Below are 23,873 nucleotides of genomic sequence, written 5' to 3'. Positions count from 1 at the left end.
CCATGGCGCGCGCGTCCCGCCCCAAGGGTCTCACCATCGAGACCTACAACGCTAAGCGCGACTTCCAGAAGACCGCCGAGCCCAAGGGCCGCAAGCGCAAGGGCACGGGCGACAGCTTCGTCGTCCAGAAGCATGACGCGACCCGCCTGCACTGGGATTTCCGGCTCGAACTCGACGGCGTGCTCAAGAGCTGGGCGGTGCCGCGCGGCCCCAGCCTCGACCCCAAGACCACCCGGCTGGCGATGCGGACCGAGGATCACCCGCTCGATTACGGCAGCTTCGAGGGGATCATCCCCAAGGGCGAATATGGCGGCGGCACGGTGATGCTGTGGGACCGCGGCCGCTGGATCCCGCACCCCGACAAGGACCCGCGCAAGACGCTCGAGGAAGGGCATCTCCATTTCACCCTCGAGGGCGAGCGGATGCAGGGCGAGTGGGTCATGTTCCGCCTCAAGGGCAAGCCCGGCGAGAAGGGCGAGGCGTGGATGCTCAAGAAGGTCACCGACGCCTTCGCCAAGCCCGAGGAAGGCGATGCGCTGGTCGACGACTGCCTTACCAGCGTGACGACGGAGCGGACGATGGCCGAGATCGCGGCGGGCGCCGACGTATGGGAATCGAACAAAGGCGGCAAGAAGGGCGGCCGCACCACGCGCAAGGTGGTCGCCCCGCCCAAGTTCATGCACCCGCAACTGGCGACGCTGGTCGACGAGGTCCCGACCGGCAACGAGTGGCTCCACGAATATAAATATGACGGTTATCGGCTGTTGCTCAGCGTCGGTGATGGCGCGGCGCTGGCGTGGACGCGCAACGGCAAGGACTGGAGCGACTATTTCGCCCCGCTGGTGAAGGCCGCCGCCGCGCTGCCGCCCGGCTGCCTGCTCGACGGCGAAGCGGTCGCGCTCGACGAGGCGGGCAAGCCCAGCTTCCAATTGCTCCAGGCGACCCTCAAGCCGAAGGCAGGCGCGCCACCGCCCGACCTGGCCTATTACGCCTTCGACCTGCTGGTCGATCGCGGCGAGGACATTCGCGCGCTCCCCAACCTCGAGCGCAAGGAGCGGCTGGCGGCGCTACTCAAGGGCGTCGGCGGGCCGCTCATCTACGGCGACCACGTGATCGGCCGCGGCGAGAAATTGTTCGCGGCGATCTGCAAGGACGGCGGCGAGGGGATCATCTCCAAGCGCGCTGACGCGCCCTATCGCGGCACCCGCAGCAAGGCATGGCTCAAGATCAAGTGCATCCAGCGGCAGGAATTCGTGATCGTTGGCTGGCAGGCGAGCGACAAGCGCCGCGGCTTCCGCTCGCTCCACCTCGCCGTCCGCGAGGGCGAGGCGCTGCGCTACGTCGGCAAGGTCGGGACCGGCTTCGACACCAGGATGATCGAAGAACTGTCGGCGACCATGGCCCCGCTCGAGCGCGACGAGCCCGCGCTCGAGGTGCCCAAGGCGATGCGGCGGGGCTCGACCTGGCTCGAACCCAGGCTGGTCGCCGAGGTCGCCTTCACCGAATTCACCGCCGACGGCGTACTCCGCCATCCGAGCTTCATCGCGCTCCGCTCGGACAAGACGGCGAGCGAGGTCGTGCGCGAGACCCCGGTGAAGCTGCCGCAAACGTCCAAGCGCAAAGGCAAGGCCGCCGGCCTCGCCACCTACGACAGCCTCGGCGTCCGCCTGACCTCACCCGAGCGCGTGGTCTTCCCCGGCGACGAGCTCACCAAGGGCGACCTTGCCAATTACTATGCCGCGGTGGCCGAACTGCTCCTGATCGACCTGCGCGACCGGCCGATGACGCTGATCCGCTGTCCGCAGGGGCGGGCCAAGCATTGCTTCTTCCAGAAGCATGACAGCGGGACGATGGGCGAGCACGTCCACCATGTGCCCGTCACCGAGAGCAAGGGCGAAACTCAGGACTATCTCTATGTTTCCGACGCGCTCGGGCTGCTCGAATGCGTCCAGATGAACACCATCGAGTTCCACGGCTGGGGCAGCCGGATCGATCCGCTAGAAATGCCCGACCGGCTGGTGTTCGACCTCGATCCCGATGAAGGCCTCGGCTTCGACGCGGTCAAGTCGGGTGCCTTGCGCCTACGCGCATTGCTCGGCGACCTCGGACTCGAAACCTTCCCGATGCTGTCGGGGGGCAAGGGCATCCACGTCGTCGCACCGCTCGACCAGACCCGCGACTGGCCCGCGGTGAAGAGCTTCGCTGACCGCTTCAGCCGCGCGATCGCCGAGGCCGAGCCCGAATTGTTCACCGCCAACATCCGCAAGGTCCAGCGCAAGGGCCGGATCTTCATCGACTGGCTACGCAACCAGCGCGGCGCGACCGCGGTGATGCCTTATTCGGCCCGCGCCCGCGAAGGCGCGCCGGTCGCGGTGCCGGTCGCGTGGGAGGAACTGGACGGGATCGCAGCCGCCAACCTCTACTCGATCCGCGACGCCGCCGAACTCATCGAGCGCGCCGACAGCAAGGCACTGGCCGGCTGGGGCCGGGCGAAGCAACAACTACCGGATTTCTAGGCGCCCGCGAAGCGGTCCGTCGCCCGGATCAGCCCGTCGAGCACCCCCGGCTCGCTGTACAGATGCCCGCCATCGGGCACGATCTGTAGCTCGGCCTCGGGCCAGGCGCGGTGCAGCTGCCAGGCGGCGACGGGCGGGGTGCAGCTGTCGTGGCGGCCCTGGACGATGATGCAGGGGATGTGGCGGATCTTCTCGACGCCGCGCAGCAACTGCCCTTCCTCGAGCCAGCCGCCGTGGCGCATGTAATGGTTCTCGATCCGCGCCACCGCGATCGCCTTTTTCGGCTCGGCGAAGTCGTCGAGCGTCTCGGGGCTGGGGAGGAGGGTGACGGTGACGCCTTCCCAGATGCTCCACGCCTTGGCGGCCTCGAGCTGTAGTTCCTCGTTGTCACCGGTCAGCCGGCGATGATAGGCTTCAACCATGTCATGGCGCTCGTCCGCCGGGATTGGCGCGACGAAATCCTCCCACCCGTCGGGGTAGATGTTGGAGGCGCCGCCCTCGCGATACAGCCAGTCGACCTCGCTCTGGTCGAACAGGAACACGCCGCGCAGGACCAACTCGGTGACACGCTCGGGGTGCGCCTCAGCGTAGGCGAGCGACAGGGTCGAGCCCCAGCTACCGCCGAACACCTGCCACTTCTCGCAGCCCATGACTTCGGTCCGCAGCCGCTCAATATCGGCGACGAGGTGCTGCGTGGTATTGGCCTTCAGGCTGGCGAACGGGGTCGAGCGCCCGCACCCGCGCTGGTCGAACACGAGAATATGATAGCGCGCCGGGTCGAACTGGCGGCGGTGGGCGGGGCTGGCGCCGCCGCCGGGTCCACCATGAAGGAACACCACCGGCTTGCCGGTCGGGTTGCCGCACTTCTCCCAGTAGAGTTCGTGGCCGTCACCAACGGCGAGCATGCCGGTCGCATAAGGTTCGATGGGCGGATAGAGCGTGCGGCGATCGGTCATGGGAAGGCGAATAGCCGAGACAAGCCCCGCCTCCAATAAGTGTCACCGCAAAGACACACCTTAGCGGCAGCGACATTCCACGGTTCGCTTTTTACGCAACCACGGACCCCGTTCGCGCTTTTCGGTCACCTTCCCAACGCGCAAACCCACACAGAAGGGGACATTCATGAAGCGCATCCTACTGGCGACCGCACTCGGTGCGGCGTTCCTGGCCAGCCCGGCCGCAGCCCGCGACGGCAGCCCTTATGTCGGCGTCGAAGGCGGCGTCCTGTTCGCGAAGAAGGTGCACGCCGACACGTTCGTCGACTACACCACGACGCAGACCCCGGTCACCAACCCGCTCTACGTCGGCCCGGCCGACGTCACCTACAACAACGCTTATTCGGTCAAGAACAAGCGCGGGATCGATGCCGACGCCATCGTCGGTTACGATTTCGGCATGTTCCGCCTCGAAGGTGAGCTTGGCTACAAGCGCACTCGGACCAAGAGCATCACGGTCGATCCGGCGTTCATCTCGGGCCTCAACACCGCGTTGAACCTCCCGGCCACCGCCGGCGATCCGGTCGTTCCGGGCAACCCCGCCCTGACTGCCGGCAGCTTCAGCCTCAACGAGCGCACCCGCGTCCTCTCGGGCATGGTCAACGGCCTGTTCGATTTCGGCAGCGACAACGTCAACTTCTACGTTGGCGGCGGCGCCGGCCGCGCGCGCGTCAAGTTCGCGGGCATCAAGGATTCGGCGTGGGCCTTCCAAGGCATCGCCGGCGTCCGCTTCGCGCTCAGCGACAGCATCGATCTGGGTCTGAAGTATCGCTACTTCCGCACCGGTCGCCTGAATATCGTCGACGACTCGACCGTCGCGCTGGCCGGTAACGCCGACGCGACCACGGTTACGGTCAACGGCGTCGCGACGCCGATCACGCGGACCACCAATGCGGTCGTGACGACGGACTTCAACAACCGCTTCGTCAGCCACTCGCTGCTCGCCTCGTTGATCTTCAACTTCGGCGCGCCGCGCGAAGCGGCTCCGCCGCCGCCGCCGCCGCCGCCGCCGCCGCCCCCGCCGCCCCCGGCGCCGGCGACGCAGACCTGCCCCGACGGATCGGTGATCCTGGCGACCGACACCTGCCCGGTGCCGCCGCCGCCGCCGCCCCCGCCGGCCCCCGCTCCCGAGCGTGGCTAAGGCTTAGGCTCAGGCATGAAGGAAAGAGGGTCGCTCCAGCCGGAGCGGCCCTTTTTCTTGACTCCGCGGCGTTCATCGGCTTGAGGGTCGGCACACCGGCGGGGCCCCAAGCCTCGCCGTTTGTCATGGGGAAATTGGCAGCGCCCTCGAAAAGGCTGCCTGGCCCGGGGTACCTCGTACGGCCCCCTGACGAACGAAAGGATAGTTTTATGCGCCATCGTGTTGGCGGACGTAAGCTGCAGCGCACCTCGGCCCACCGGACCGCTCTGTTCCGGAACATGTCGGCCGCGCTGATCAAGCACGAGCAGATCACCACCACCCTCGCCAAGGCGAAGGAGCTGCGGCCCTACGTCGAGAAGCTGGTCACGCTCGCCAAGAAGGGCGGCCTCAGCAACCGTCGCCTGGCGCACAGCCGCCTGCTCGACGACGCCCAGCTGACCAAGCTGTTCGACGTGCTGGCCGAGCGCTACGCCGGTCGCAGCGGCGGCTACACCCGCGTGGTCAAGGCCGGCAGCCGCTTCTCGGACGCCGCGCCGATGGCGATCATCGAATTCGTCGACCGCGACGTCTCGGCCAAGGGCCAGGACTCGGGTCCGGTGATGATCGACGACGAGGACGAGCAGCAGGCCGCCTAAGCGGTCGCTTCATCCGGCAGACAAGAGGCCGTCCGCGTCGCGGGCGGCCTTTTTCTTTGCGTGGTGAGTGAGGTCAGGCCGCCTTGGCGGTGTCGGCAAGCTCGGCCGCGTCGAACGGCAGGTTGGCACCCAGCTCGCTAAGCTTCGCCAGATACAACAGCCCGAAATGCCGATGGCGATCGCGTGCCTGATGCGTGACGGACCGGCGGGACGCGGCGAGTTCCTCGACCGCCCGGCGCCAGTAATAGCGGATGTCCGCTTCCATTGCCTTGCCCCTCCCCAGTGGCGCAGTTCAAACCGCGACATGAGGACGGAAGCCCGCCGTCACCCGAGTCGCGGGCGGCAGGATACGTCAACCTTATCCACAAGAGGAGTCCGCTGGCGCGGACCGCCGCGTTACTTGACCAGCTCGACCTGCTCGAACTCGAGCTCGACCGGGGTCGCGCGACCGAAGATCGACACACCGACCTTGACCCGGCCGCGGTCGAAATCGAGTTCCTCCACCACGCCGTTGAAGCTGGCGAAGGGCCCGTCAAGCACCTTGACCGCATCGCCGATTTCATAATCGACGCTGATCTTCTGCTTGGGCGCGGCGGCGGCGGCCTCCTCCTTGGTGTTGAGGATGCGCGCGGCCTCGGCCTCGCTGATCGCCTGCGGCTTGCCGTTGGGGCCGAGGAAGCCGGTCACCTTGGGGGTGTTCTTGACCAAGTGATAGACGTCGTCGTTCATGCCCAGCTTGGCGAGGACATAACCGGGGAAGAACTTGCGGTCGCTGGTCACCTTCTTGCCGCGGCGGATCTCGGTCACCTTCTCGGTCGGGACCTCGACCGACTCGACAAGCTGCTCGAGCCCGAGCCGCTTGGCGTCGGCCAGGATCGACTCGCGAACCTTGTTCTCGAAGCCGGAATAAGCGTGGATGATGTACCAGCGGGACATGGGAAAACCTTGTAGTCGGTGAGGGGCTCAGCCGAGCAGGCTGAGCAGCTTCTGAACGATGATGGCGAAGACGCTGTCGACCCCGAAGAAGAAGATGGCGAGGATCGAGGTCATGATGAAGACCATGACCGCGGTCATCCAAGTCTCCTTGCCGGTCGGCCACACCACCTTGCGGGCTTCGGCCCGGACCTGGCGGGCGAATTCTCCGGGGGTCGTCTTGGCCACGGGGTAGATCACCTCTTCGGAACAGAAAAACGAGGTCCGCGGACACCCCGCCGGACCTCGATACGAGCCGCGATGTAGCGCGTGTGGGCGAGCGGTTCAAGTTGGCCAGGAACCGAAGTTGATGGAGCGGTCAGCTCCGCGTCGGATCGGTTGCACGGCGCATCAGCACCCCGCTCCAGAAATCGCGGACGACCGAACTGCGTTTGAATCCAGTCGCTCCGCCGTAATCGCCGGCACCCCACGATTGGACGAGCGCACGCAGTCGCTGGTCCATTCGGCCATTGGTGTAAGTTGCGGCGCGGCGCTCCATCCGCTCGGCCAGCCGATCGTACATGGCGATGACGTCGGTTCCGGGGCGGCCCTCTTCGGCTGTGATCTGCTCGGCGATACGTGCTCGGCTGCGCGCGCTGAGCGCCATCCAGCGATCCTGGTCACCGTAATGCTTCAGCCGTTCCGCCATCCGAACGATGAGCGGTCGATCAACCTTGACGCCATAAGTGTTGTTGGCGTGCTGGCGATAGTCGAGCAGTTCCGCATCGACGAACACGACCCGTCCCAGCAGCAACGCCAAGAAAAAGTACCACTGGTCGTGCGCCAGGATGACGTTGCCTTCATTCTGGTCGATGCTGTCGTCCCACAGCCGGTCGAACCGCCGCAAGTCGGCGCGGAATATCTGGAGCAGTCCGTTGACGGCCTTGAACGGCGGGATTGGCTGCTGAGCCAGCTCGGCCCGCTCGAAAGCAGGGTCGTGGAGGAAACGCCGGGCTGTTTCGTTGAAAGCCCAGGCATTATGGTAGGCGAGCATAACCGCTGGATTGGCAAACGCTTGGGCCATCCGCTCGAGCTTGTCGGCGCGCCAGATATCGTCCTGGTCACAAAAGGCGATGAGCTCTCCTGAACATGCCTGCGCGGCCTGGCGGAAATTCAACCGGTAGCCGAGCGGACGCTCGTTCCGAAGCACGCGGACGGGGAAGGGCGCGGTGGCAGCGAAGGCCTCGACCTGCGCCACCGTGTCGTCCGTCGAGCCATCGTCCGACACGATGAGCTCGAGCGGACGAAGCGTCTGTGCGGCAAGGCTGTCGAGCTGCTCGCGGAGGTGCCGCCCGCCGTTGTAGGTCGCGAGCGCAACGGAGATGCTCGGCGCTTCAGCCGCCAACGCCATGCTCCGCGCACAATTCGGCGAGGTAGGAGCCCGGCTCGGGAGCGGTGCCAGCCCGCTTCACGATCCGGGAGTGCCACATGTGGATGGCATGGGTGTCCGGTGTGAGATGGCGCTCGACCTCGGCCCGCGGCCCGAACAGGATCTCAGCCTCGAAATAATCGATCGGATAGAACACCGGCTTGGCCTGCGCCTGCGCCGCAAACCCCATCTTCTTGGCGAGGTAAGTGATCAGGCCCGGCCCCGCGACACCCCATGGCAAATCTTCCAGTTCGACATCGCCGCGCAGCCGCTGCCAGTAATATTCGAGCTTGCGACGCGGACCGAAGAAGGGCGGGCACCAGTTCCGTTCGGGAATGTCGCGAAGCACCTTCAGCATCGGCGATTCCGCCGGCATCTTGAGCACCGCGCCATTGATCGACCCCTCGCGCTCCCAACCGAACACATGCGGCTCGGCGAAGTCGAACGGCTTGAGAAAGATGAGGTCGAGGTCGACCCAATAGCCGAGCTCCTTCGCCAGCAGCTCATAGCGAAAGAAGTCCGAGCCGAGGGCCTTGAACTTGCCGGCGAAATGCTTGGTCCGCTTGGGGTCGCTCATCACTTCGTTGGCGTCGCGCAGATCGACTCCGGCGGGCACACCGCGAAGCTGCTCGGGCTCGTAGGAGTAGAGCGTATATTCGTGTCCCAGCGCCTGCGCCGACTTGATACTGAGCTGCTCGAGATAGCCGAGCTCGGACCCGAACCAGAGGGAATTGAATCTTTCCAGCAAACCGTCGGCCTTTGATCAGGGGGTTTCAGGGCGCCAAGTCACCTGCGCCTTCGTCTACGTTGGTCGTAGGAAACGGTAAAGCGGAGCAAGGCGACGGGCCTCGGCGACCGTCAGGTGATTATGGTCGAGATAGAGCGGGACGTCGTCGCGCGACACGGGGCAAGCGGGCTTGCACATCATGCTCGCCGGCCAGACGAACGTCACGCCCGGGGTCGCGGCGAATTGCCGGAAGAAGTCGAGAATGACGCGGTGCCGCTGCGCATAGCTGGCGTTCTGGTCGATCGGCTGGGCCAGGCCGAAGCCGGCGACATACATCCGGTGGGGAACGTTGAACGTGGGTTCGGGGTAGGGACCGACGATGACTACCCGCTTGCCCGCAGCAGTCAGCGTCGCAACCAGATTGCGGAACGCCGCCTCGAACTTCACGCGATTTTCTGCCGGGGAAGTCGCGGTTCCCGCGGCGTCGACCAGCCGGATGTCGACACTCCCCTCGGCCGGATTCGCCGGCTCGCCAAGGCGCCAGTTGGTCCAGCGCGCCGACAGTACGACCGTGCGGATACCGGGCTGAAGCGCGCGCGCCAGCATCGCCCGATTATAGTCCCAGCAGCGCCGGTAATGACCCTGCTGGGTCAGCGCGCGTTCGAAATCCGGGCTGATCGCGAGGTCCTGGCCGATCGGGCAATCGGCGTCGGCGGCAAAATAGAATGGCACTCCCGCCGCCTGCAGCGAGGTCGCGGTCACCATCGAATGGCTGTCGCCCCACAAGAGCGTGGTGGGATGCGCTCCAAACTGGCAGGGCGTGGCCGGGTCGATCCAGCGCTCGTCGAGCGACATGCAGCGCGAGGGATGGCGATCCTGATCGTCGACCACCGCGAGCTGACGGGCCTGCAGCGGGCTCAAGCGGGCGGGTATTCCGGCAAGGGCGAAGATCGCGAACCCCGCCAGCGCCATCACCGGCATGGTCACGGCCGCAAGCATCGTCAGCTTCTGGCGCGCCTTGCCGGTCCGGAACGGCGTCTCGACATAACGATAGGTGAGCGCTGCCAGCACCACCGAGAGCAGCGTCGCGAGCAACCCTTGTGCCGCGGTCAACGGCGCATCGGTCAGATAGCGCGCGAAGTCGATAACTGGCAGGTGCCAGAGGTAGAGGCTGTAGGAGATCAGCCCGATCGCCACCAGCGGCCGTGCGGACAGGCCCCAGCCACCGCCCCAGATTAGCAGGCCCGCGCCAAGCACGGGCGGCAGCGCAGCGGCACCAGGGAATGGCGTCGCTGGCGTGTACAGTAGGACCGATCCGAGTATCAGAGCGAGGCCCGCTACGGACGCGGCCTTGCCCATCGCCGGGGAGCGCGGCTGTCCGAAACAATCGAGCGCCAGCAACCCGCCCAGCATTAATTCCCACGCGCGCGGCGGAAGCAAGTAGAACGCCGCGCTCGGTCTGCTGGCGACGAGTGCGATCGACAAAGCGAGCGAGGCTGCGAACACTGCCCACAGCCCGATGATCATCCAGCGGCGACGGCCGTGCATCAGCATCAGGAACAGCGGGAAGAAGACGTAATATTGCTCTTCTACCGCCAGCGACCAGGTGTGCAGCATCGGCTGCACACCCGGCGCCCAATAGCTGACCGACTTCCAGAAGAAAAAATTGGAAATGAACGCCGCGATCGCCGCCGCGCTCTGGCCGAGATCGGCATATTCCTTGGGCGTTAGGATCAAGTATCCCGCGATCAGCGTGGCGAAGCCGACCAGCGTCAGCGCCGGGAAGATCCGGCGCGCGCGGCGGCGATAGAATTCGAGCAGCGAGAAGCGGCCCTGTGCGAGTTCACGCGCGATGATCCCGGTGATCAGAAAGCCCGAGATGACGAAGAAGACGTCGACCCCGACATAACCGCCGCCGACGAACGGCAGCCCGGCGTGGAACAGCACGACGGGCACGACCGCGATCGTCCGCAGGCCATCGATGTCGGGGCGATAAGCGGTACTCGGCAAGGCGGCGTGCTTCAACGCGTTCCCCACGTCCGGTGAGCGCGCAACGCTACCCTGTTCGACCATCGAGGCAAGGCGGGTGAACGACCCGTCTCGTATCAGGCCAGCGACCTGGCAGGGGCAGGGGGACTCGAACCCACGACCCTCGGTTTTGGAGACCGATGCTCTACCAACTGAGCTATACCCCTAGGCCGGGTGGCGCCCTAACCCCGGTGGTCGTCGGGCGCAAGGGCGACGACCTGCGCGGTCATCGTCGCGCGCACGGTAAAGCCGAGGTCGCAGTAGAGCGCGACCGCGGGAGCATTGTCGACATAAGCGTGGAGAAAGACCTGCTCGCCGCGGCGGGCGATGTCGTGCAGCTTCCACGTCGATAGCGCCCGGGCGAGGCCGCGGCCTCGAGCATCCGGGTGGGTGCAGACCCCGCTCAGCTCGGCCGCGCCGGGCACCGCCAGCCGCTCGCCCGCCATCGCGATCAGCCGACCGCCGTCGCGCACGCCCCAGAAGCCGCCGAGCCGCCACGTCTCGGCGCGGAACGGACCGGGGGCGGTCAGCTCGGCCAGCGCCTGCATGTCGGGGGCATCTGCTTCGCCCAGCGGCCGAGCGCCGTCGGGCGGTGATGATGCGGGAGCGTCGATAGCGATCATCTGCACGGCGGGACGGCAGGACAGCTCGATCAGATCGGGCGGTAGCTTGCTCGCGGCTGCCTGAAGCAGCACCAACTGCTCGCCGGGCGCGCACAGAGCAGCCAGCGCGGCAAGCGCGGCCGGGCTGTCGTCGGCAGCGGCGATGAACGGTTCGACCTCGGGCCGGAAGCGCAGCGCGGGCGGTGCCCCCAATGCGAACCCGGCCTGGCGGCTGGTCAGCGCCGCGTAGATCGGCCGGTCGAGCAGCGCCGCGAGGGCGTCGCCGCCCACCGCCATCAGGCCGCGATGTCGAAGGGGACGATCTCGCCCGACAGATAGAGGTTGCGCGCCTTGGTCCGCGACAGCTTGCCCGAACTGGTGCGCGGCAGGCTGCGCGGGGGGACCAGCTCGACCACCGGGTTGATCCCGGTGATCGCGCGCACGCGCTCGCGGATGTCGTCGCGCAGGCGGCCGCGTTCCTGCGGATCCGAGACCCGGCAGTGGACCAGCACCGCCGGCTGCTCCTCGCCCGACGGGCCGGTGATCGCGAAGGCGGCGATGTCACCCGACTTGAAGCCGGGCAGCTGCTCGACGGCCCACTCGATATCCTGCGGCCAGTGGTTGCGGCCGTTGATGATGATCATGTCCTTGGCGCGGCCGACGATGAAGATGTAGCCGCCCGACAGGTAACCCATGTCGCCGGTGTCGAGCCAACCGTCCTTCATGCACGCCTCGGTCGATTCCGGGTCGCGGTAATAGCCGACCATCAGGCTCGCGCCCTTGACCCAGACCTTGCCGATCTGGCGGTCACCGAGCAACGCGCCGTCGGCGTCGCGGACCTCGATGGTCATGCCCTTCACCGGCTTGCCGCAATTGACGATCGCGCGGTAGCGGCGCGGCCGCTCCTGCGCGGGCGTGCCGGCACCGGCCAGTTCGCTCTCTTCGACCAGTTCGACACGGATGCCCTCGCCCGGCGGCATCAGGCTCACCGCGAGCGTCGCCTCGGCGAGACCGTAGCTCGGGCAGAAAGCCTGCGCCTTGAAGCCGGCATCGGCGAAGGCGTCGACGAACGCCTGCATGACGTCGGGACGGATCATGTCGGCGCCGTTGCCAGCGACCCGCCAGCGCGACAGGTCGAAGCGGTCGCTGGCGCGGGTCTGCGAGGAGATGCGGCGCGAACAGATATCGTAGCCGAAAGTCGGCGAGTAGCTGATCGAATTGCCCGGATTGCGGCTGATGAGGTCGAGCCAGGCAAGCGGGCGCCGGGCGAAGTCCTCGGTCTTCATGTAATCGACCGAGATCTGCTGTGACAGCGGCGAGAGCAGGCAGCCGACCAGCCCCATATCGTGATACCAGGGCAGCCAGCTGATGCAGCGATCGGCTTGGGCGACCTCAAGCCCGACCCCGTGCGCGTGGAGATTGTCGAGTAGCGCATGGTGGGTGACCGCGACCCCGTGCGGGAAGCGGGTCGAGCCGCTCGAATATTGGAGGTAGGCGATTTCCTGCGGGTCAGCGGCGGGCAGTTCGGCATCGTCGTCGGGAACGACGTTGGTCAGGCTTTCCCAGGCAAGGCCTTCGATTTCGCGCAAGGTCGCGGCCTCGTGGGCGAAGTCGGCCAATTCGGCGGGGTAGAGGAAGAGCTTGGGATCGCTGCTGGTCAGCATCACCCGCAGTTGCTCGACATAGGCCTCGCGCCCGCCGAAGCTGGTCGGGAGCGGGAGGGGAACGGGCCACAGCCCGGCGTAGATCGCGCCGAAGAAGCAGGCGGCGAAGTCGGCGCCGGTCTCGGCGACCAGCGCGACCCGATCGCCCTTGACGAGGCCGAGCGTGAGGAAGCGGCGGGCGTGCGCCAGCGCGTCCACGCGCAGCTCGGAATAAGGATAAGCGCGGGCGAGATTGCCGCGGGCGTCGTGGAAATTGAGCCCGCGCGCACCCTGCGCGGCATAGTCGAGCGCCTCGCCGAGCGTGGCGAAGTCCGCGATCCGCCTCGGCAGCGCGTCGATGGTCGGGGTCGCGCCCGGAGGAGCGAGAAGGGTCGAAGCGGAATTGCGGTCGAGCACGCCGGTGTCCTGCATGGCTTGAAACTTACATCCGTGGCTGCCGGGTCGCGCCTTAACCCGGGCTGAGGCATTCGTTAGCTTCAACCCGGACACTGTGGCACAAACATGGCGTGGATGAGGCCGGGCAGCAGCGCGCAAGGCGGGAACGGCGAGCGCCAAAACCCCTCGACGAGGAGCGGCTGCGCGAGCTGGCGCTCCATTATGTCGGCCGCTTCGCGACCACCCGCGCCAAGTTGCGGACCTATCTCGAGCGCAAGTTGCGCGAGCGCGGCTGGGCTGGCGCACAACCGCCCGACACCGCCGCGCTGGTCGAGCGGATCGGCGAACTCGGCTATGTCGACGACCGGGTGTTCGCGCTGGCCAAGGCCGGATCGCTGACCGCGCGCGGGCTCGGCGGACGCCGCGTTCGCCAGGCGCTCCACCAGGCGGGGGTGGGGGAGGAGGATGCGGCGGGTGGCCTCGATCTTGCCGCCGGCCAGGCCGGGGAGAGCGCGCTGCGCTTCGCCCGGCGCAAGCGGATCGGTCCGTTCGCCCTCCTTCGGCCCGATCCCGCCGGCCGCGAAAAGGCGCTCGCGGCACTGGTCCGCGCCGGTCACGACTTCACCTTGGCCAAGCGGATCGTCGCCGCCGAGCCGGGCGAGGACGTCGTTTTCGACGATTAATTCCCGTTTTACTCGGTAAGCCGCCGTAACGGCTTTGCTAAGGTTCGCTTGGTCGTGCTATAGTTGCTTCGTGCAACGGGATGGTGCGTTAAGGGGTGAGTCCAGCGTTGACGAGGCGGCCGAGGTCGCTTCGCCCGAAGGCGCGACGCGCCTGCGTGGGCGAGTCAAATGGTTCGACGCTACCCGTGGCTTCGGCTTCGTCGTTTGCGACGAGGTTGAAGGCGACGTCCTCCTTCATTTCACCGTGCTCCGGGAGCACAACCGCCGCAGCCTCCCCGAAGGAGCGCTTGTGGAAGTCGAGGTGGTGCGGCAAGACCGCGGTCTACAGGCGAGCCGCGTCCTGTCGATCGACCTGTCCGACGCGCTGATCCCGCGGGCTGCTCCCGCCGTCAGCACCGCCGAACGCGCCGACCGGCAGGCCCTGCTCGACGAAGCGGGTGAGTTCGAGCCGGTGGAGGTCAAGTGGTTCAATCGCGTCAAGGGCTATGGGTTCGTCAATCGCGTCGGCGATCCGATGAACGACGTCTTCCTGCACATGGAAACGGTGCGGCGCACAGGTCTGGGCGAGCTGGATCCGGGGCAGCGGCTGGAAGCGCGTATCGCCGAGGGCAAGAAGGGGCTGACCGCGGTCAGCCTGCGCGAACCGGGCGACTGATCGCGGCGGCGCTGTTGCTGCCCTTGCCCCTGATGGCGGCCGCCTGCCAGCCCAACGCCAGCCAGCAGAGCCTCGAGAAAGCGCCCTCGGGCCTCGAGCAGAAAATCCTCACCATCCGCACCGCCAACGGTCAGCAGCATCGCTTCACGGTGGAGGTCGCGCGGAGCGAGGCCGAGCAGGAGCAGGGACTGATGAACCGTCAGAGTCTCGCGCCCGATCATGGGATGATTTTCCCTTATTCGCCCGCGCAGCCGGTCAGCTTCTGGATGAAGAACACCTTCATCCCGCTCGACATGGTGTTCGTCCGGCCCGACGGCTCGATCGGCAAGATCGAGACCGCGGTCCCGCTCAACCTCGAGCCGGTAGAGAGCATGGAGCCTATCGCCACGGTGCTCGAGATCCCCGGCGGGCGCGCGGCCGAGCTCGGCATCAAGGTCGGCGATCGGGTCAGCTACTAGCGCCGGCCGGCCGCCGGTGCTTGCGCCGGCGGCGAGGAGCGGGCAGGAGGCCGCGCCATGGGACTTTTGACTTGGTGGAACGGGGCGACGCTCGGCACGTCGCTGTTCACGCGCCGGCATGGCACGCAGGTCGGCAAGGACGACCTGGGCAATCTTTACTTCACCGCCGGCGCTCGCCGTTGGGTGATTTACGACGGCAGCAATGATGCCAGCCGGGTGCCCCCCGAATGGCAGAGCTGGCTCCGCGGCCAGATCGACGATGTGCCCGAGAAAGCCTTGCCCCCGCGGCGGCCATTCCAGACCGCGGCCAAGCCCAATCTGACCGGCACCGGCGAGACCTACCGCCCAGCCGGCTCGCTCAGCCGCGGCGGCGTTCGCCCGGCGGCGACCGGCGACTATCAGGCCTGGACTCCCGACTGAGGTGAGCCGGCGTGCGCTCACCGTCGGGTTGCTCGGCCTGCTGCTCGCGGGTTGCAACGGCGCGTCGTCGGGCAACGGCGACGACGGCGCCAACGTCCAGACCAGCAACGTCGTCACCAGCGGCACCGAGCAACTCCCTCCTGGCACCACCCCGTTGCGCGAGCGGGTCGCGGTGCTCGGCTTCCTCAACAAGCGTAACGGGATCAGCCAGGAGCTGACGCTCAAGCCCGGCCAGGCGGAGCGGGTAAAGGATGCGGTGGTCCGCGTCGGCGCCTGCGAGACGACCCCGCCGTGGGAGTTCGACAAGCTCACCGGCGCCTTCGTCCAGCTCGACGTGCAGCAGCCGGGCGGCGCCTGGAAAAGGGTCTTCTCCGGCTGGCTCTACAAGGAATCGCCGTCGCTCAACGTGGTCGAGCACCCGGTCTACGACGTGTGGGTCAAGAATTGCGTGATGAACTTCCCCGCCGGTCCGTCCGATTCGACGACCCCGGCCGAAGCGAGCAAGCCGTCGAGCGCGCCGAAGTCGCCCTCGCGCCCCGCCAACGAACCGGCGGCGACCGACTCGCCGGGTGCCGATGAAGCGGTCACCGATGCGCCGAGCGCTTCCCCCAGCAACGCCACATAGTCGTCGCGGCTGACCACGCTCGCGCCGAGCGAGGCGAGGTGGTCGGTGATGAATTGGCAGTCGAGGAGGGTGAAGCCGCCCGCCCGCAATCGCGCCACCAGCCACGCCAGAGCCACTTTGGAAGCATCGGTCGCCCGGCTGAACATGCTCTCGCCGAAGAAGGCGCGGCCGAGCCGCACGCCATAGACCCCGCCGACCAGTGACCCGCTTCGCCAGACCTCGACGCTGTGTGCCCGGCCCAAGCGGTGAAGGTCGCGCATCGCGGTGGCGATGGCCGCGTTGATCCAGGTCTCGGGGCGGTCGGCGCAACCCTCGAGGACGCCGGCGAAATCGCGGTCGCGGGTGACGTGGAACTGTCCCGAGCGCAGCTGCCGGCGGAGCGAACGCGAGACGTGGAAGTCATCGAGCGGCAGGATCGCCCGCTCGCGCGGCTCGACCCAGAACAGCTCGGGGCTGTCGCGGCTTTCGGCCATCGGAAAGATGCCGGCGGCGTAGCCCTGGAGGACGAGGCGGGGGTCGAGCGGGGTCATGCAGGCCCCAAGCCAACGCGGGTCAGGCGCAAAAGGCTTCGCCGGCCTCAGTTCGCCGCGAGGTCGTCGCCGCGCTCGCCGAGCGAGACATATTCGGGCGCGATGGTCATCGTCACGGTCAATCCATTCGCCGCCCAGTCGTAGGCCAGCGTTCCGCGCAGCTGCCGCTCGACGCTTGCCTTGATCAACCGCGAGCCGAAGCCCGAACGGCTGGGCGGCTGCTCGGGCCCCGGCGGTCCGCCGCGCTCCTGCCAGACCAGCAGTAGACCACCGTCGGGCTCGATGCACCAGGACAGGTCGATGCGCCCGCTGTCCGCCGACAGCGCGCCGTATTTGGCGGCGTTGGTGGCCAACTCGTGCAGGACCAGTGCGATACTTTGCGCCGCGGCCGGACGCAGCGTCAGCCGCGGCCCCTGCAGCGTAATCCGCCCGTCGCTCTCTTCCGCGTAAGGGGCGACTTCCTCGCGCGCGAGGGCGGTCAACTCGACCCCTTCCCAGCGCGATTCGGCAAGCAGGCTGTGCGCCCGGGCGAGCGACTGGATGCGGCCGGTGATCCCAGCCTTGAGCTGCTCGCTGTCGTCGGCGCGGGTGAGCTGGACCACCGACTGGACCACCGCCAGCAAATTCTTGGCGCGGTGGTCGACCTCGCGCGCGAGCAATTGCTCGCGCTCGTCGGCGTTGCGCTGCGAGGTGATGTCGGTGACCAAGCCGATCACCTGCTGCGCTTGCCCGTTCTCGTCGCGGACAATCGTGCCGCTATCCTGCACCCAGGTGATTCGGCCGCCCTGCCCGATGACGCGATAATCGAGTGCGAATCTTTCGTAACGGTCGAGTGCGCTCGCGAGCGTCGAGCGAAAGGAAGCGAGGTCGTGGGGATGGATGTGCCGCTCCCACTCGGCCTGCGCGGGGCCTAGCTCGTGCGGAAGGATGCCGCATAGTTCGGCCAGCACCGGATCTCGCGAAACCCGGTCGGTCTGCACATCATATTCGTAGAGCGACGAGCGCGCGCCGCGCTGAGCGATCTCCGCGCGTCGCGCCAGCCGCTCGACTTCCTGTTGCTGGTGGCGGCGATCGGTGACGTCGGTCGAGATGCCGACAATCCCGGTAATTGCGCCATCGTCTCCACGCAGCGGCGCCTTGATCGAGAAGAAGACCCGGACTTCGCCGTCGATTGTCAGCTCCTCCTCGAGCTCGCAGGACCGGCCCGAGGCCATGATCCGCCGGTCGTTGGCGATGAAAGTGTCGGACTCGGCCGAGTCGATCAGGTCGCGGTCCGTCCGACCGATGACCTCGCCCAAGGGCCTGCGATACATCTCGAGCAGCTCGCGGTTGGCGTAAATGAAGCGGCCGTCGCGATCCTTGGCGTAGATGAAGATCGGCGCAGCATCGCCGATCATCGTCAGCAGGCGAGTCGTCCGCTGCAGCTCGCGCCGGGTGGCAAGTTCGTTGGCGACGGTGCGGTAAAGCCGGCTTTCGCTGTTGCGTTCGTCGACAGCGGCGGCGAGTAGCAGCGTCGTCGCCGCGGTGACCACTAGATATTGCTGGAGCAAGAGCAGCCCAGGATCGAGTTGGCTAAAAGCGAATGGCCCCTTGCCGAGCATCGTGCCCAGGCTCGCCATCACCAGGACGATCAAAAGCCCTAGCGCCGCCCCGCGCGACCGGAACGCCAGCGCGACCCAGCCGAGCGCGGGATAGATCGCCCAGGCGCGTGCCGCAGGCCCTGAAAAGAACACCAGCGCACAGAGCCCTGCCACGGCGAGCAAGGCGCCCGTCAGATTGGCCAAGCGCCAGCCGCTGAACAACTTCTCGGCACGGGGATTGGGTATGTTGGTGAGGATCAGCGCGGTGATGATCAGAATGCCGACCGCGTCGCCGAAGAACCAGGCGGTGGCCACGCGCCACAGATCGACCTCCGCCAACCTGCCTGTGACGAGCAACGCCCCTGCGCCGATCGCGGTCGACACCGCGCTCGACAGGATCGCCGCGGCGATCAACAGCAGTACGTCGTGGACCCGCGCCAGCTCGGTGAAGCGACGATGGGCGAAGCGCTCGATCAGGGCGGCCGCCGCCCACGCTCCGGCGGTTTTGCCGACCGCCAGCGCCAACTGAATCCACCACGGCTGCGCGACCGAGGCCAGCAGGCCGCCAGCCAGCGCCCCAAGCAACACCGCTGGCGCCAGCCGCCGGCCGCCCAGCACCAGTCCTGCTACCGCGATTCCCGCCGCCGGCCAGATCGGCGCCGCCGCGCCCGCCACGATCACCCAGCGGTGCCCGGCCCAGGCAAAGAGTTCATAGGTGACAAGCAGCAGCGCGAAGGCGAGCGGAGTGGAGCGCCGCTCAGCCCCATCCGGACCTTCACGCTGCGCGGGCCCCCCGTCGGCCGCCACAGGCGATGCGTTGTTCACAACCACGCCAGTGTATGCCGGATCGAGCCGGCTGCAATGCGTTATTTGGTCCGCCTGCGGTGAAAAGTTACCGAGCGAACAAAGCGGCTTAGCGACCGCGCCTTAGCTCAGGCGGCGGCGTCGCGCTGCTCCTCGAGCCAGCGCTCGAGCCACTTGATGGTATAGTCGCCGCGCGCGAAGTCCTCGGTGCGGATAATCCGCTGGTGCAGCGGTACCGTGGTTTTCATGCCCTCGAGCACGAATTCCTCGAGCGCGCGCGACAGGCGGCGGATGCACTCGTCGCGGTCCTTGCCGTTGACGATCAGCTTGCCGATCATGCTGTCGTAATAAGGCGGCACCTTATAGCCGACGTACAGCCCGCTATCGACCCGCACGCTCATCCCGCCCGGCGCGACATAGTTCTTCACCAGGCCCGGCGAGGGGACGAAGGTTTCGGGATCCTCGGCGTTGATCCGGCACTCGATCGCATGACCAGTCAGCACCACCTCGTCCTGGGTCACGCTGAGGCCTTCGCCCTGCGCGACCCGGATTTGCTCGGCGACGAGGTCCATGCCGGTGATTGCTTCGGTCACCGGATGCTCGACCTGGAGCCGGGTGTTCATCTCGATGAAGTAGAACTTCTCATCCTCGTAGAGGAATTCGATCGTGCCCGCGCCGCGATAGCCCATGTCGGCCATCGCCCTGGCGACGATCCCGCCCATTTCCGCGCGTTGTTCGGCGCTGATGACGGGAGAGGGGGCTTCTTCGATCACCTTCTGGTGGCGACGCTGGATCGAGCAGTCGCGCTCGCCAAGGTGCACCGCGGCGCCGTTGCCGTCGCCAAACACCTGGAACTCGATATGCTTCGGGTCGCCGAGGTATTTTTCCATGTAGACGGTGTCGTCGCCGAACGCCGCTTTGGCCTCGGAGGCCGCCTGCATCATCAGGCTTTCGAGCTGATCCGCGCTCGGCACGACCTTCATGCCCCGCCCGCCGCCGCCTGACGCCGCCTTGATCAGAACCGGATAGCCGACCTCCTCGGCGATCCTCAGCGCCTCCTCGATCGTCTCGAGCGGGCCGGGCGAGCCGGGGACCAGCGGCAGGCCGAGCTTGGCGGCGGTGCGCTTGGCCTCGACCTTGTCGCCCATCACCCGGATATGCTCGGGCTTGGGCCCGACCCAAATGATGTTGTGGAGTTCGACGATCTCGGCGAACTGCGCATTCTCGCTCAGGAAGCCGTAGCCGGGATGGATGGCGTCGGCGTGGGTGATCTCGGCGGCCGAGATGATGTTGGCGATGTTGAGGTAACTGTCGGTCGCCGCCGGCGGCCCGATGCACACCGCTTCGTCGGCCAGCCGGACGTGCATCGCGTCGGCATCGGCGGTCGAGTGCACCGCGACGGTCTTGATCCCCAGCTCGTGGCAGGCGCGGTGGATGCGCAGCGCGATCTCGCCGCGGTTGGCGATCAGCAGCTTGGTGATCTTGGCCATCTTATTCGATCACGATGAGCGGCTGGTCGAACTCCACCGGCTGGGCGTTGGCGACCATCACCTGGACGATCCGCCCGGCACGCGGCGCGGTGATCGGGTTCATCACCTTCATTGCCTCGACGATCAGCAGCGTGTCGCCGGCGTTGACGGTATCCCCGGGCGCGGCGAACGGCTTGGAGCCCGGCTCGGCCGAGAGGTAGGCGGTCCCGACCATCGGCGACTTCACCACCTCGCCGGCGGGGAGGGCGTTCTCGGCCGGCGCCGATGTGCCAGCAGCAGGCGCCGCCGCCGGGGCAGCCGCGGCTACCGGGGAGGGCGCGGCCATCATCAGCGGCGCTGCGGCGGTCAGCTCGCGGCGGACGCGGATCTTGCGATCGCCGTCCTCGACTTCGATCTCGCTGAGCTCGTTGGCGGAAAGCAGCTCGGCCAGCTCGCGGACCAGCGCGCTGTCCACGCGCATCTGCTTGCCGGTATCGCCGTTGTCGTCGGCCATGGTCATTTCCTACGGTAACTGGGTGCCGGGCGCTCTGTCAGAGCCGAGCGGCGGCGTCCAGTGCCAGCCGGTAGGAAAGCGCGCCGAATCCACTGATAGACCCCTTGCAAACCGCCGCAATCAGGCTGCGGTGGCGGAAGCTCTCGCGCGCCTGCGGGTTGCTCAGATGCACTTCGATCACCGGAGTCGCGATCGCCGCCACCGCATCGCGCAAGGCGACCGAGGTATGGGTGAAACCGCCGGCATTGAGCAGCACGACGTGCCAGCCGTCGGCCTGCGCTTCGTGCAGCCAGTCGATCAGATGCCCTTCATGGTTGGATTGCCGCAGCTCGACCGCGACGCCCAATTCGTCCGCCTGCGCGTGCAGCGCCGCGCCGATGTCGTCGAGGCTGTCCGAGCCGTAGACGGCGGGCTCGCGCGTGCCGAGGAGGTTGAGGTTCGGGCCATTGAGGATGAGGATCTTGCGCATTGCCGCGCCGACCTGCGCCACCTAGATGGACCCCGTCAATGAGCGAGACCGAAACCCACTCTATCAGCGTCAACGGCGAGCACCGCCGCGTCGCTGCCGGCACCACCGTCGCCGGGCTGGTCCGCGAGATCGGGTTCGATCCCGCCCGGGTCGCGGTGGAGCGCAACCTCGCCATCGTGCCGCGCTCGACACTGGCCGACGTGCTGGTCGAGGACGGCGATGACTATGAGATCGTCCATTTCGTTGGCGGAGGCTGAGTTGAACGCACCGCAGAATATCGATCCCGACAGCTGGACCGTTGCCGGCCGCACCTTTCGCTCGCGGCTGATCGTCGGCACCGGCAAATATAAGAGCTTCGAGCAGAACGCCGCCGCGGTCGCCGCCTCGGGGGCGGAGATCGTCACGGTCGCGGTGCGCCGGGTCAACGTGTCCGATCCCAATGCGCCGATGCTGTCGGACTTCATTGACCCTAAGCAGATCACCTACCTCCCCAACACCGCCGGTTGCTTCACCGCCGAGGACGCGATCCGCACGCTGCGGCTGGCGCGCGAGGCGGGCGGGTGGAGCCTCGTCAAACTGGAAGTGCTGGCCGAGGCCAAGACGCTCTACCCCGACATGATCGAGACCGTCCGAGCGACCGAACTCCTCGCCAAGGAGGGATTTGAGGTGATGGTCTATTGCACCGACGACCCGATCATGGCGCGCCGCTGCGAAGACGCTGGCGCGGTCGCCATCATGCCGCTGGGCGCACCGATCGGTTCGGGCCTCGGCGTCCAGAACCCGGTCACCATCCGTCTCATCGTCGAGCAATCGAAGGTGCCGGTGCTGGTCGACGCCGGCGTTGGCACCGCCAGCGACGCGGCGGCGGCGATGGAACTGGGCTGCGACGGCGTGCTAATGAACACCGCCATCGCCGAGGCAAAGGACCCGATCCTGATGGCCCGCGCGATGAAGGCCGCGATCGAAGCCGGCCGCCTCGCCTACCGCGCCGGGCGCATGGCCAAGCGCCGCTACGCCGACCCGTCGAGCCCGCTCGCCGGCCTCATCTGATGACCGAGGCGCCGCGCGACGCCGTGGAGGCGATGCTCGGTCTGATCGCACGCGAATTGGCGAGCGATGGTTTTGCGCTCAAACCCGGCTTTGCTATCAAGCGTGTCGACGGCGCGTTCACCGACGTCATCCACTGCCAGACGAGCAAGTGGAACCGGCGCGATGTGCAGGCCTGGTTCGAAATTTCAGCCGTCCTTGAAACTGACGCGATCAGCCGCTTCCGGAAAGCGCGCTGGCCCGACCGTCCGCCAAACGTGACCCGCTACGATCGCTTCACCGTCGCCCGCCAGATCAAGTTCCCCGGGACGCCCCACACCGTTCGCTGGGATGCGCTCGATGTCGCCAGCCGCCCGGCGATCGCCGCAGAGGCGGCGGCGATCGTCCGCGCCGACATTCTCCCCTGGTTTGCGCGGATGCGCGATCCGCTCAACGTCCTGCGCTCCATGGATGAGGGCTTCACCTCAGCCAACGGCCTCATCTACGCCTGCGCCCTCGGCCTCGAGGACGAGGCCCGCGCCTACCTCGCCGAGCGCGCCGCCGCCAATCCCGCGATCGCCGAATCCCTCGCCCGGATGCGCGCCGATCCGGCGAACCGGAAGGCCGGCAACGCGTGGGACAATGTCATGCTCAAGGCGCTGGAGCTCAACCTCGCCTGACCAAATCGAAGGTCTGCGAATGGACATGACGCTACTTCATGAATGCTTGGCTTCGACCACCGCAGGTGACGCAAGCGAAATACGCCGCTCGGTTTACCTGGTGGCGGTCACCACATGCGCCGACAGTGCGCGCGGGAAATCGTCGGAGAGCGACCGGCGCACCGCCGCCTCGGCCTTTTCAAGCCAGCCGTCGCCGCGCGCCTCCAACTCAACTCGCAGCGGCGACCCTTCGATCATCCCGAGCGAGGCGTCCTCAGGGGTCGCCTCGGGCAGGCTTTCGAGCGCCACCGTTTCGAACTCGATGTCGGTGAAGCCAGCGGCGATGAGGTCGCGCTCGATCGCGGCCGGGTCGCCATAGCCGAACGGCGTGCGGGCGAAGAATTGCGGCGGGTCGTCGGGCAGTAGCGCGGCGACCGTCTCGTGCACCCGGCGCGAGAGCGGGTTGTGCTCGAGCCCGTCCCACACCACCAAATGGTAGCGGCCGCCCGAGGCCAGCACCCGCCGCGCCTCGGCGTTGGCGCGCACCTTGTCGGGGACGAACATGATCCCGAACTGACAGACCACCGTGTCGAACTGGCTGTCGCCGAACGGCAGGTCGAGCATGTCGGCGACTTGCGTGCAGACGTGCGGCGATGACGACAGCCGCCGCTTGGCGACCGCCAGCATGTCGGGGTTGAGGTCGGTCGCAACGACCTCGGCGTCAGGGCAGGCGTGGACGATCGCGCTTGTCACGATGCCAGTCCCCGCGGCGGTCTCAAGCAGCCGCCGCGGCTGCCAGCGCGCCACTCGGCGCGCCACTTCGGCGGCGTAGGGTAGGAAGAACAGGGGCGCCATGTGCCGGTCGTAAATGCCCGGGATCGCACCCGCGAACGCGGTGTCGGTCGTGGCCATCGACTCGCCCCCTTTCTCACGTCAGAAGAAGGAAACTACCGCTTT

The 23,873-nt window shown here is 67.2% G+C and carries 23 protein-coding genes, 1 tRNA gene and 3 pseudogenes; 11 read left to right on the top strand and 16 right to left on the bottom strand.

The genetic code is table 11. The annotated features are described in order from the left end of the window. Positions 1 to 2 precede the first annotated feature (2 nt). The gene (gene ligD, locus GCU42_RS07930; RefSeq protein WP_114227014.1) at positions 3 to 2,516 is read left to right on the top strand and encodes a DNA ligase D; all 2,514 of its coding nucleotides are present in this window, start codon (positions 3 to 5) and stop codon (positions 2,514 to 2,516) included. Here ligD and pip read toward each other — a convergent pair. Next, entirely contained in the window at positions 2,513 to 3,472 is a 960-nt protein-coding gene (gene pip / locus GCU42_RS07925) for a prolyl aminopeptidase (protein WP_114227013.1), read from the bottom strand. The genes ligD and pip overlap by 4 nt on opposite strands. Positions 3,473 to 3,638: 166 nt before the next feature. Between pip and GCU42_RS07920 the strand changes: the two genes are divergently transcribed. After that, on the top strand, positions 3,639 to 4,652 hold the full coding sequence (locus GCU42_RS07920; RefSeq protein ID WP_114227012.1) for an outer membrane beta-barrel protein: 1,014 nt from the start codon (positions 3,639 to 3,641) through the stop codon (positions 4,650 to 4,652). A 209-nt stretch (positions 4,653 to 4,861) separates the two neighbouring features. Next, positions 4,862 to 5,287: a 50S ribosomal protein L17 gene (gene rplQ / locus GCU42_RS07915; protein ID WP_114227011.1), complete on the top strand. Its 426-nt coding sequence runs from the start codon at positions 4,862 to 4,864 to the stop codon at positions 5,285 to 5,287. A gap of 73 nt (positions 5,288 to 5,360) precedes the next feature. On the opposite strand, the gene GCU42_RS07910 is transcribed toward rplQ, so the two are convergent. The 9 genes from GCU42_RS07910 to GCU42_RS07870 form a co-directional block, all read right to left on the bottom strand. Then, positions 5,361 to 5,552: a hypothetical protein gene (locus GCU42_RS07910; protein ID WP_114227010.1), complete on the bottom strand. Its 192-nt coding sequence runs from the start codon at positions 5,550 to 5,552 to the stop codon at positions 5,361 to 5,363. A gap of 131 nt (positions 5,553 to 5,683) precedes the next feature. After that, the gene (nusG, locus tag GCU42_RS07905; protein WP_114227009.1) at positions 5,684 to 6,223 is read right to left on the bottom strand and encodes a transcription termination/antitermination protein NusG; all 540 of its coding nucleotides are present in this window, start codon (positions 6,221 to 6,223) and stop codon (positions 5,684 to 5,686) included. Positions 6,224 to 6,250: 27 nt separating this feature from the next. Further along, complete coding sequence (secE, locus tag GCU42_RS07900; RefSeq protein WP_114227781.1) at positions 6,251 to 6,448, bottom strand: preprotein translocase subunit SecE; 198 nt, start codon at positions 6,446 to 6,448, stop codon at positions 6,251 to 6,253. 130 nt (positions 6,449 to 6,578) lie between these two features. Continuing rightward, positions 6,579 to 7,610 (bottom strand): glycosyltransferase, encoded by a 1,032-nt coding sequence (locus GCU42_RS07895; protein ID WP_114227008.1) that lies wholly within the window; start codon positions 7,608 to 7,610, stop codon positions 6,579 to 6,581. After that, positions 7,594 to 8,376, bottom strand: coding sequence for a hypothetical protein (locus GCU42_RS07890; RefSeq protein WP_114227007.1), 783 nt, complete (start codon positions 8,374 to 8,376; stop codon positions 7,594 to 7,596). The genes GCU42_RS07895 and GCU42_RS07890 overlap by 17 nt, the downstream gene beginning before the upstream one ends. A gap of 54 nt (positions 8,377 to 8,430) precedes the next feature. Beyond that, positions 8,431 to 10,392 carry an acyltransferase family protein gene (locus tag GCU42_RS07885; protein WP_162789173.1) on the bottom strand — a complete coding sequence of 654 codons (1,962 nt, stop codon included), beginning with the start codon at positions 10,390 to 10,392 and terminating at the stop codon, positions 8,431 to 8,433. A gap of 82 nt (positions 10,393 to 10,474) precedes the next feature. After that, positions 10,475 to 10,550: transfer RNA gene (locus tag GCU42_RS07880), tRNA-Trp, on the bottom strand. Between the two features lie 15 nt (positions 10,551 to 10,565). After that, the gene (locus tag GCU42_RS07875) at positions 10,566 to 11,282 is read right to left on the bottom strand and encodes a GNAT family N-acetyltransferase (protein ID WP_114227005.1); all 717 of its coding nucleotides are present in this window, start codon (positions 11,280 to 11,282) and stop codon (positions 10,566 to 10,568) included. Then, entirely contained in the window at positions 11,282 to 13,060 is a 1,779-nt protein-coding gene (locus tag GCU42_RS07870) for a fatty acyl-AMP ligase (RefSeq protein ID WP_114227004.1), read from the bottom strand. The genes GCU42_RS07875 and GCU42_RS07870 overlap by 1 nt, the downstream gene beginning before the upstream one ends. 95 nt (positions 13,061 to 13,155) lie before the next feature. Here GCU42_RS07870 and GCU42_RS07865 point away from each other — a divergent pair, with 95 nt between their 5' ends. From GCU42_RS07865 to GCU42_RS15575, 6 genes and pseudogenes are all read left to right on the top strand, one after another. Next, a complete protein-coding gene (locus tag GCU42_RS07865) occupies positions 13,156 to 13,707 on the top strand; it encodes a regulatory protein RecX (protein ID WP_114227003.1) in 552 nt (183 codons plus the stop codon). Positions 13,708 to 13,777: 70 nt separating this feature from the next. Next, positions 13,778 to 13,990 (top strand): annotated as a pseudogene (locus tag GCU42_RS15540) (cold shock domain-containing protein); the annotation flags it as partial. A gap of 6 nt (positions 13,991 to 13,996) precedes the next feature. Then, entirely contained in the window at positions 13,997 to 14,362 is a 366-nt protein-coding gene (locus GCU42_RS15535) for a cold-shock protein (protein WP_275887911.1), read from the top strand. Positions 14,363 to 14,376: 14 nt separating this feature from the next. Further along, positions 14,377 to 14,820 carry a DUF192 domain-containing protein gene (locus GCU42_RS07855; RefSeq protein ID WP_240309378.1) on the top strand — a complete coding sequence of 148 codons (444 nt, stop codon included), beginning with the start codon at positions 14,377 to 14,379 and terminating at the stop codon, positions 14,818 to 14,820. Positions 14,821 to 14,877: 57 nt separating this feature from the next. Then, positions 14,878 to 15,240 carry an NADH:ubiquinone oxidoreductase subunit NDUFA12 gene (locus GCU42_RS07850; protein ID WP_114227000.1) on the top strand — a complete coding sequence of 121 codons (363 nt, stop codon included), beginning with the start codon at positions 14,878 to 14,880 and terminating at the stop codon, positions 15,238 to 15,240. Position 15,241: 1 nt separating this feature from the next. Then, positions 15,242 to 15,628 (top strand): annotated as a pseudogene (locus GCU42_RS15575) (DUF2155 domain-containing protein); the annotation flags it as partial. A 35-nt stretch (positions 15,629 to 15,663) separates the two neighbouring features. On the opposite strand, the gene aat reads toward GCU42_RS15575, so the two are convergent. The 5 genes from aat to aroQ form a co-directional block, all read right to left on the bottom strand. After that, positions 15,664 to 16,395 carry a leucyl/phenylalanyl-tRNA--protein transferase gene (aat, locus tag GCU42_RS07840; RefSeq protein WP_114226999.1) on the bottom strand — a complete coding sequence of 244 codons (732 nt, stop codon included), beginning with the start codon at positions 16,393 to 16,395 and terminating at the stop codon, positions 15,664 to 15,666. Positions 16,396 to 16,442: 47 nt separating this feature from the next. Beyond that, on the bottom strand, positions 16,443 to 18,800 hold the full coding sequence (locus GCU42_RS07835) for a PAS domain-containing protein (RefSeq protein WP_152569501.1): 2,358 nt from the start codon (positions 18,798 to 18,800) through the stop codon (positions 16,443 to 16,445). Between the two features lie 107 nt (positions 18,801 to 18,907). Further along, positions 18,908 to 20,269: an acetyl-CoA carboxylase biotin carboxylase subunit gene (gene accC / locus GCU42_RS07830; protein ID WP_114226997.1), complete on the bottom strand. Its 1,362-nt coding sequence runs from the start codon at positions 20,267 to 20,269 to the stop codon at positions 18,908 to 18,910. A 1-nt stretch (position 20,270) separates the two neighbouring features. Then, positions 20,271 to 20,762, bottom strand: coding sequence for an acetyl-CoA carboxylase biotin carboxyl carrier protein (gene accB / locus GCU42_RS07825; RefSeq protein ID WP_114227780.1), 492 nt, complete (start codon positions 20,760 to 20,762; stop codon positions 20,271 to 20,273). A 37-nt stretch (positions 20,763 to 20,799) separates the two neighbouring features. Further along, positions 20,800 to 21,231, bottom strand: coding sequence for a type II 3-dehydroquinate dehydratase (gene aroQ, locus GCU42_RS07820; RefSeq protein ID WP_114227779.1), 432 nt, complete (start codon positions 21,229 to 21,231; stop codon positions 20,800 to 20,802). Positions 21,232 to 21,269: 38 nt separating this feature from the next. Between aroQ and thiS the strand changes: the two are divergent. Beyond that, a pseudogene (gene thiS / locus GCU42_RS07810) lies at positions 21,270 to 22,281 on the top strand (sulfur carrier protein ThiS). After that, entirely contained in the window at positions 22,281 to 22,937 is a 657-nt protein-coding gene (locus tag GCU42_RS07805; protein ID WP_114226996.1) for a hypothetical protein, read from the top strand. Before thiS ends, GCU42_RS07805 begins: the two are co-directional and overlap by 1 nt. Positions 22,938 to 23,030: 93 nt before the next feature. Here the strand turns inward: GCU42_RS07805 and GCU42_RS07800 are convergent, their stop codons facing one another. Then, complete coding sequence (locus tag GCU42_RS07800) at positions 23,031 to 23,828, bottom strand: class I SAM-dependent methyltransferase (RefSeq protein ID WP_114226995.1); 798 nt, start codon at positions 23,826 to 23,828, stop codon at positions 23,031 to 23,033. Between the last annotated feature and the right edge of the window lie 45 nt (positions 23,829 to 23,873).

Origin of the sequence: Sphingomonas ginsengisoli An et al. 2013 (assembly GCF_009363895.1) — a bacterium.
GTDB classification, from domain to species: domain Bacteria; phylum Pseudomonadota; class Alphaproteobacteria; order Sphingomonadales; family Sphingomonadaceae; genus Sphingomicrobium; species Sphingomicrobium ginsengisoli.
Note: the sequence above shows the minus strand (reverse complement) of the source record. Positions and strands in the feature narration are given on the sequence as shown.

Excerpts from the sequence above, each read along its gene's own strand:
- GCU42_RS07895 (WP_114227008.1), bottom strand. The coding sequence starts at position 7,610 with ATGGCGTTGGCGGCTGAAGCGCCGAGCATCTCCGTTGCGCTCGCGACC.
- GCU42_RS07805 (WP_114226996.1), top strand. The coding sequence starts at position 22,281 with ATGACCGAGGCGCCGCGCGACGCCGTGGAGGCGATGCTCGGTCTGATC.
- pip (WP_114227013.1), bottom strand. The coding sequence starts at position 3,472 with ATGACCGATCGCCGCACGCTCTATCCGCCCATCGAACCTTATGCGACC.
- GCU42_RS07875 (WP_114227005.1), bottom strand. The coding sequence starts at position 11,282 with ATGGCGGTGGGCGGCGACGCCCTCGCGGCGCTGCTCGACCGGCCGATC.
- rplQ (WP_114227011.1), top strand. The coding sequence starts at position 4,862 with ATGCGCCATCGTGTTGGCGGACGTAAGCTGCAGCGCACCTCGGCCCAC.
- GCU42_RS07850 (WP_114227000.1), top strand. The coding sequence starts at position 14,878 with ATGGGACTTTTGACTTGGTGGAACGGGGCGACGCTCGGCACGTCGCTG.
- GCU42_RS07910 (WP_114227010.1), bottom strand. The coding sequence starts at position 5,552 with ATGGAAGCGGACATCCGCTATTACTGGCGCCGGGCGGTCGAGGAACTC.
- accB (WP_114227780.1), bottom strand. The coding sequence starts at position 20,762 with ATGGCCGACGACAACGGCGATACCGGCAAGCAGATGCGCGTGGACAGC.
- aroQ (WP_114227779.1), bottom strand. The coding sequence starts at position 21,231 with ATGCGCAAGATCCTCATCCTCAATGGCCCGAACCTCAACCTCCTCGGC.
- nusG (WP_114227009.1), bottom strand. The coding sequence starts at position 6,223 with ATGTCCCGCTGGTACATCATCCACGCTTATTCCGGCTTCGAGAACAAG.
- GCU42_RS07870 (WP_114227004.1), bottom strand. The coding sequence starts at position 13,060 with ATGCAGGACACCGGCGTGCTCGACCGCAATTCCGCTTCGACCCTTCTC.
- GCU42_RS07920 (WP_114227012.1), top strand. The coding sequence starts at position 3,639 with ATGAAGCGCATCCTACTGGCGACCGCACTCGGTGCGGCGTTCCTGGCC.
- aat (WP_114226999.1), bottom strand. The coding sequence starts at position 16,395 with ATGACCCCGCTCGACCCCCGCCTCGTCCTCCAGGGCTACGCCGCCGGC.
- GCU42_RS07800 (WP_114226995.1), bottom strand. The coding sequence starts at position 23,828 with ATGGCCACGACCGACACCGCGTTCGCGGGTGCGATCCCGGGCATTTAC.
- accC (WP_114226997.1), bottom strand. The coding sequence starts at position 20,269 with ATGGCCAAGATCACCAAGCTGCTGATCGCCAACCGCGGCGAGATCGCG.
- ligD (WP_114227014.1), top strand. The coding sequence starts at position 3 with ATGGCGCGCGCGTCCCGCCCCAAGGGTCTCACCATCGAGACCTACAAC.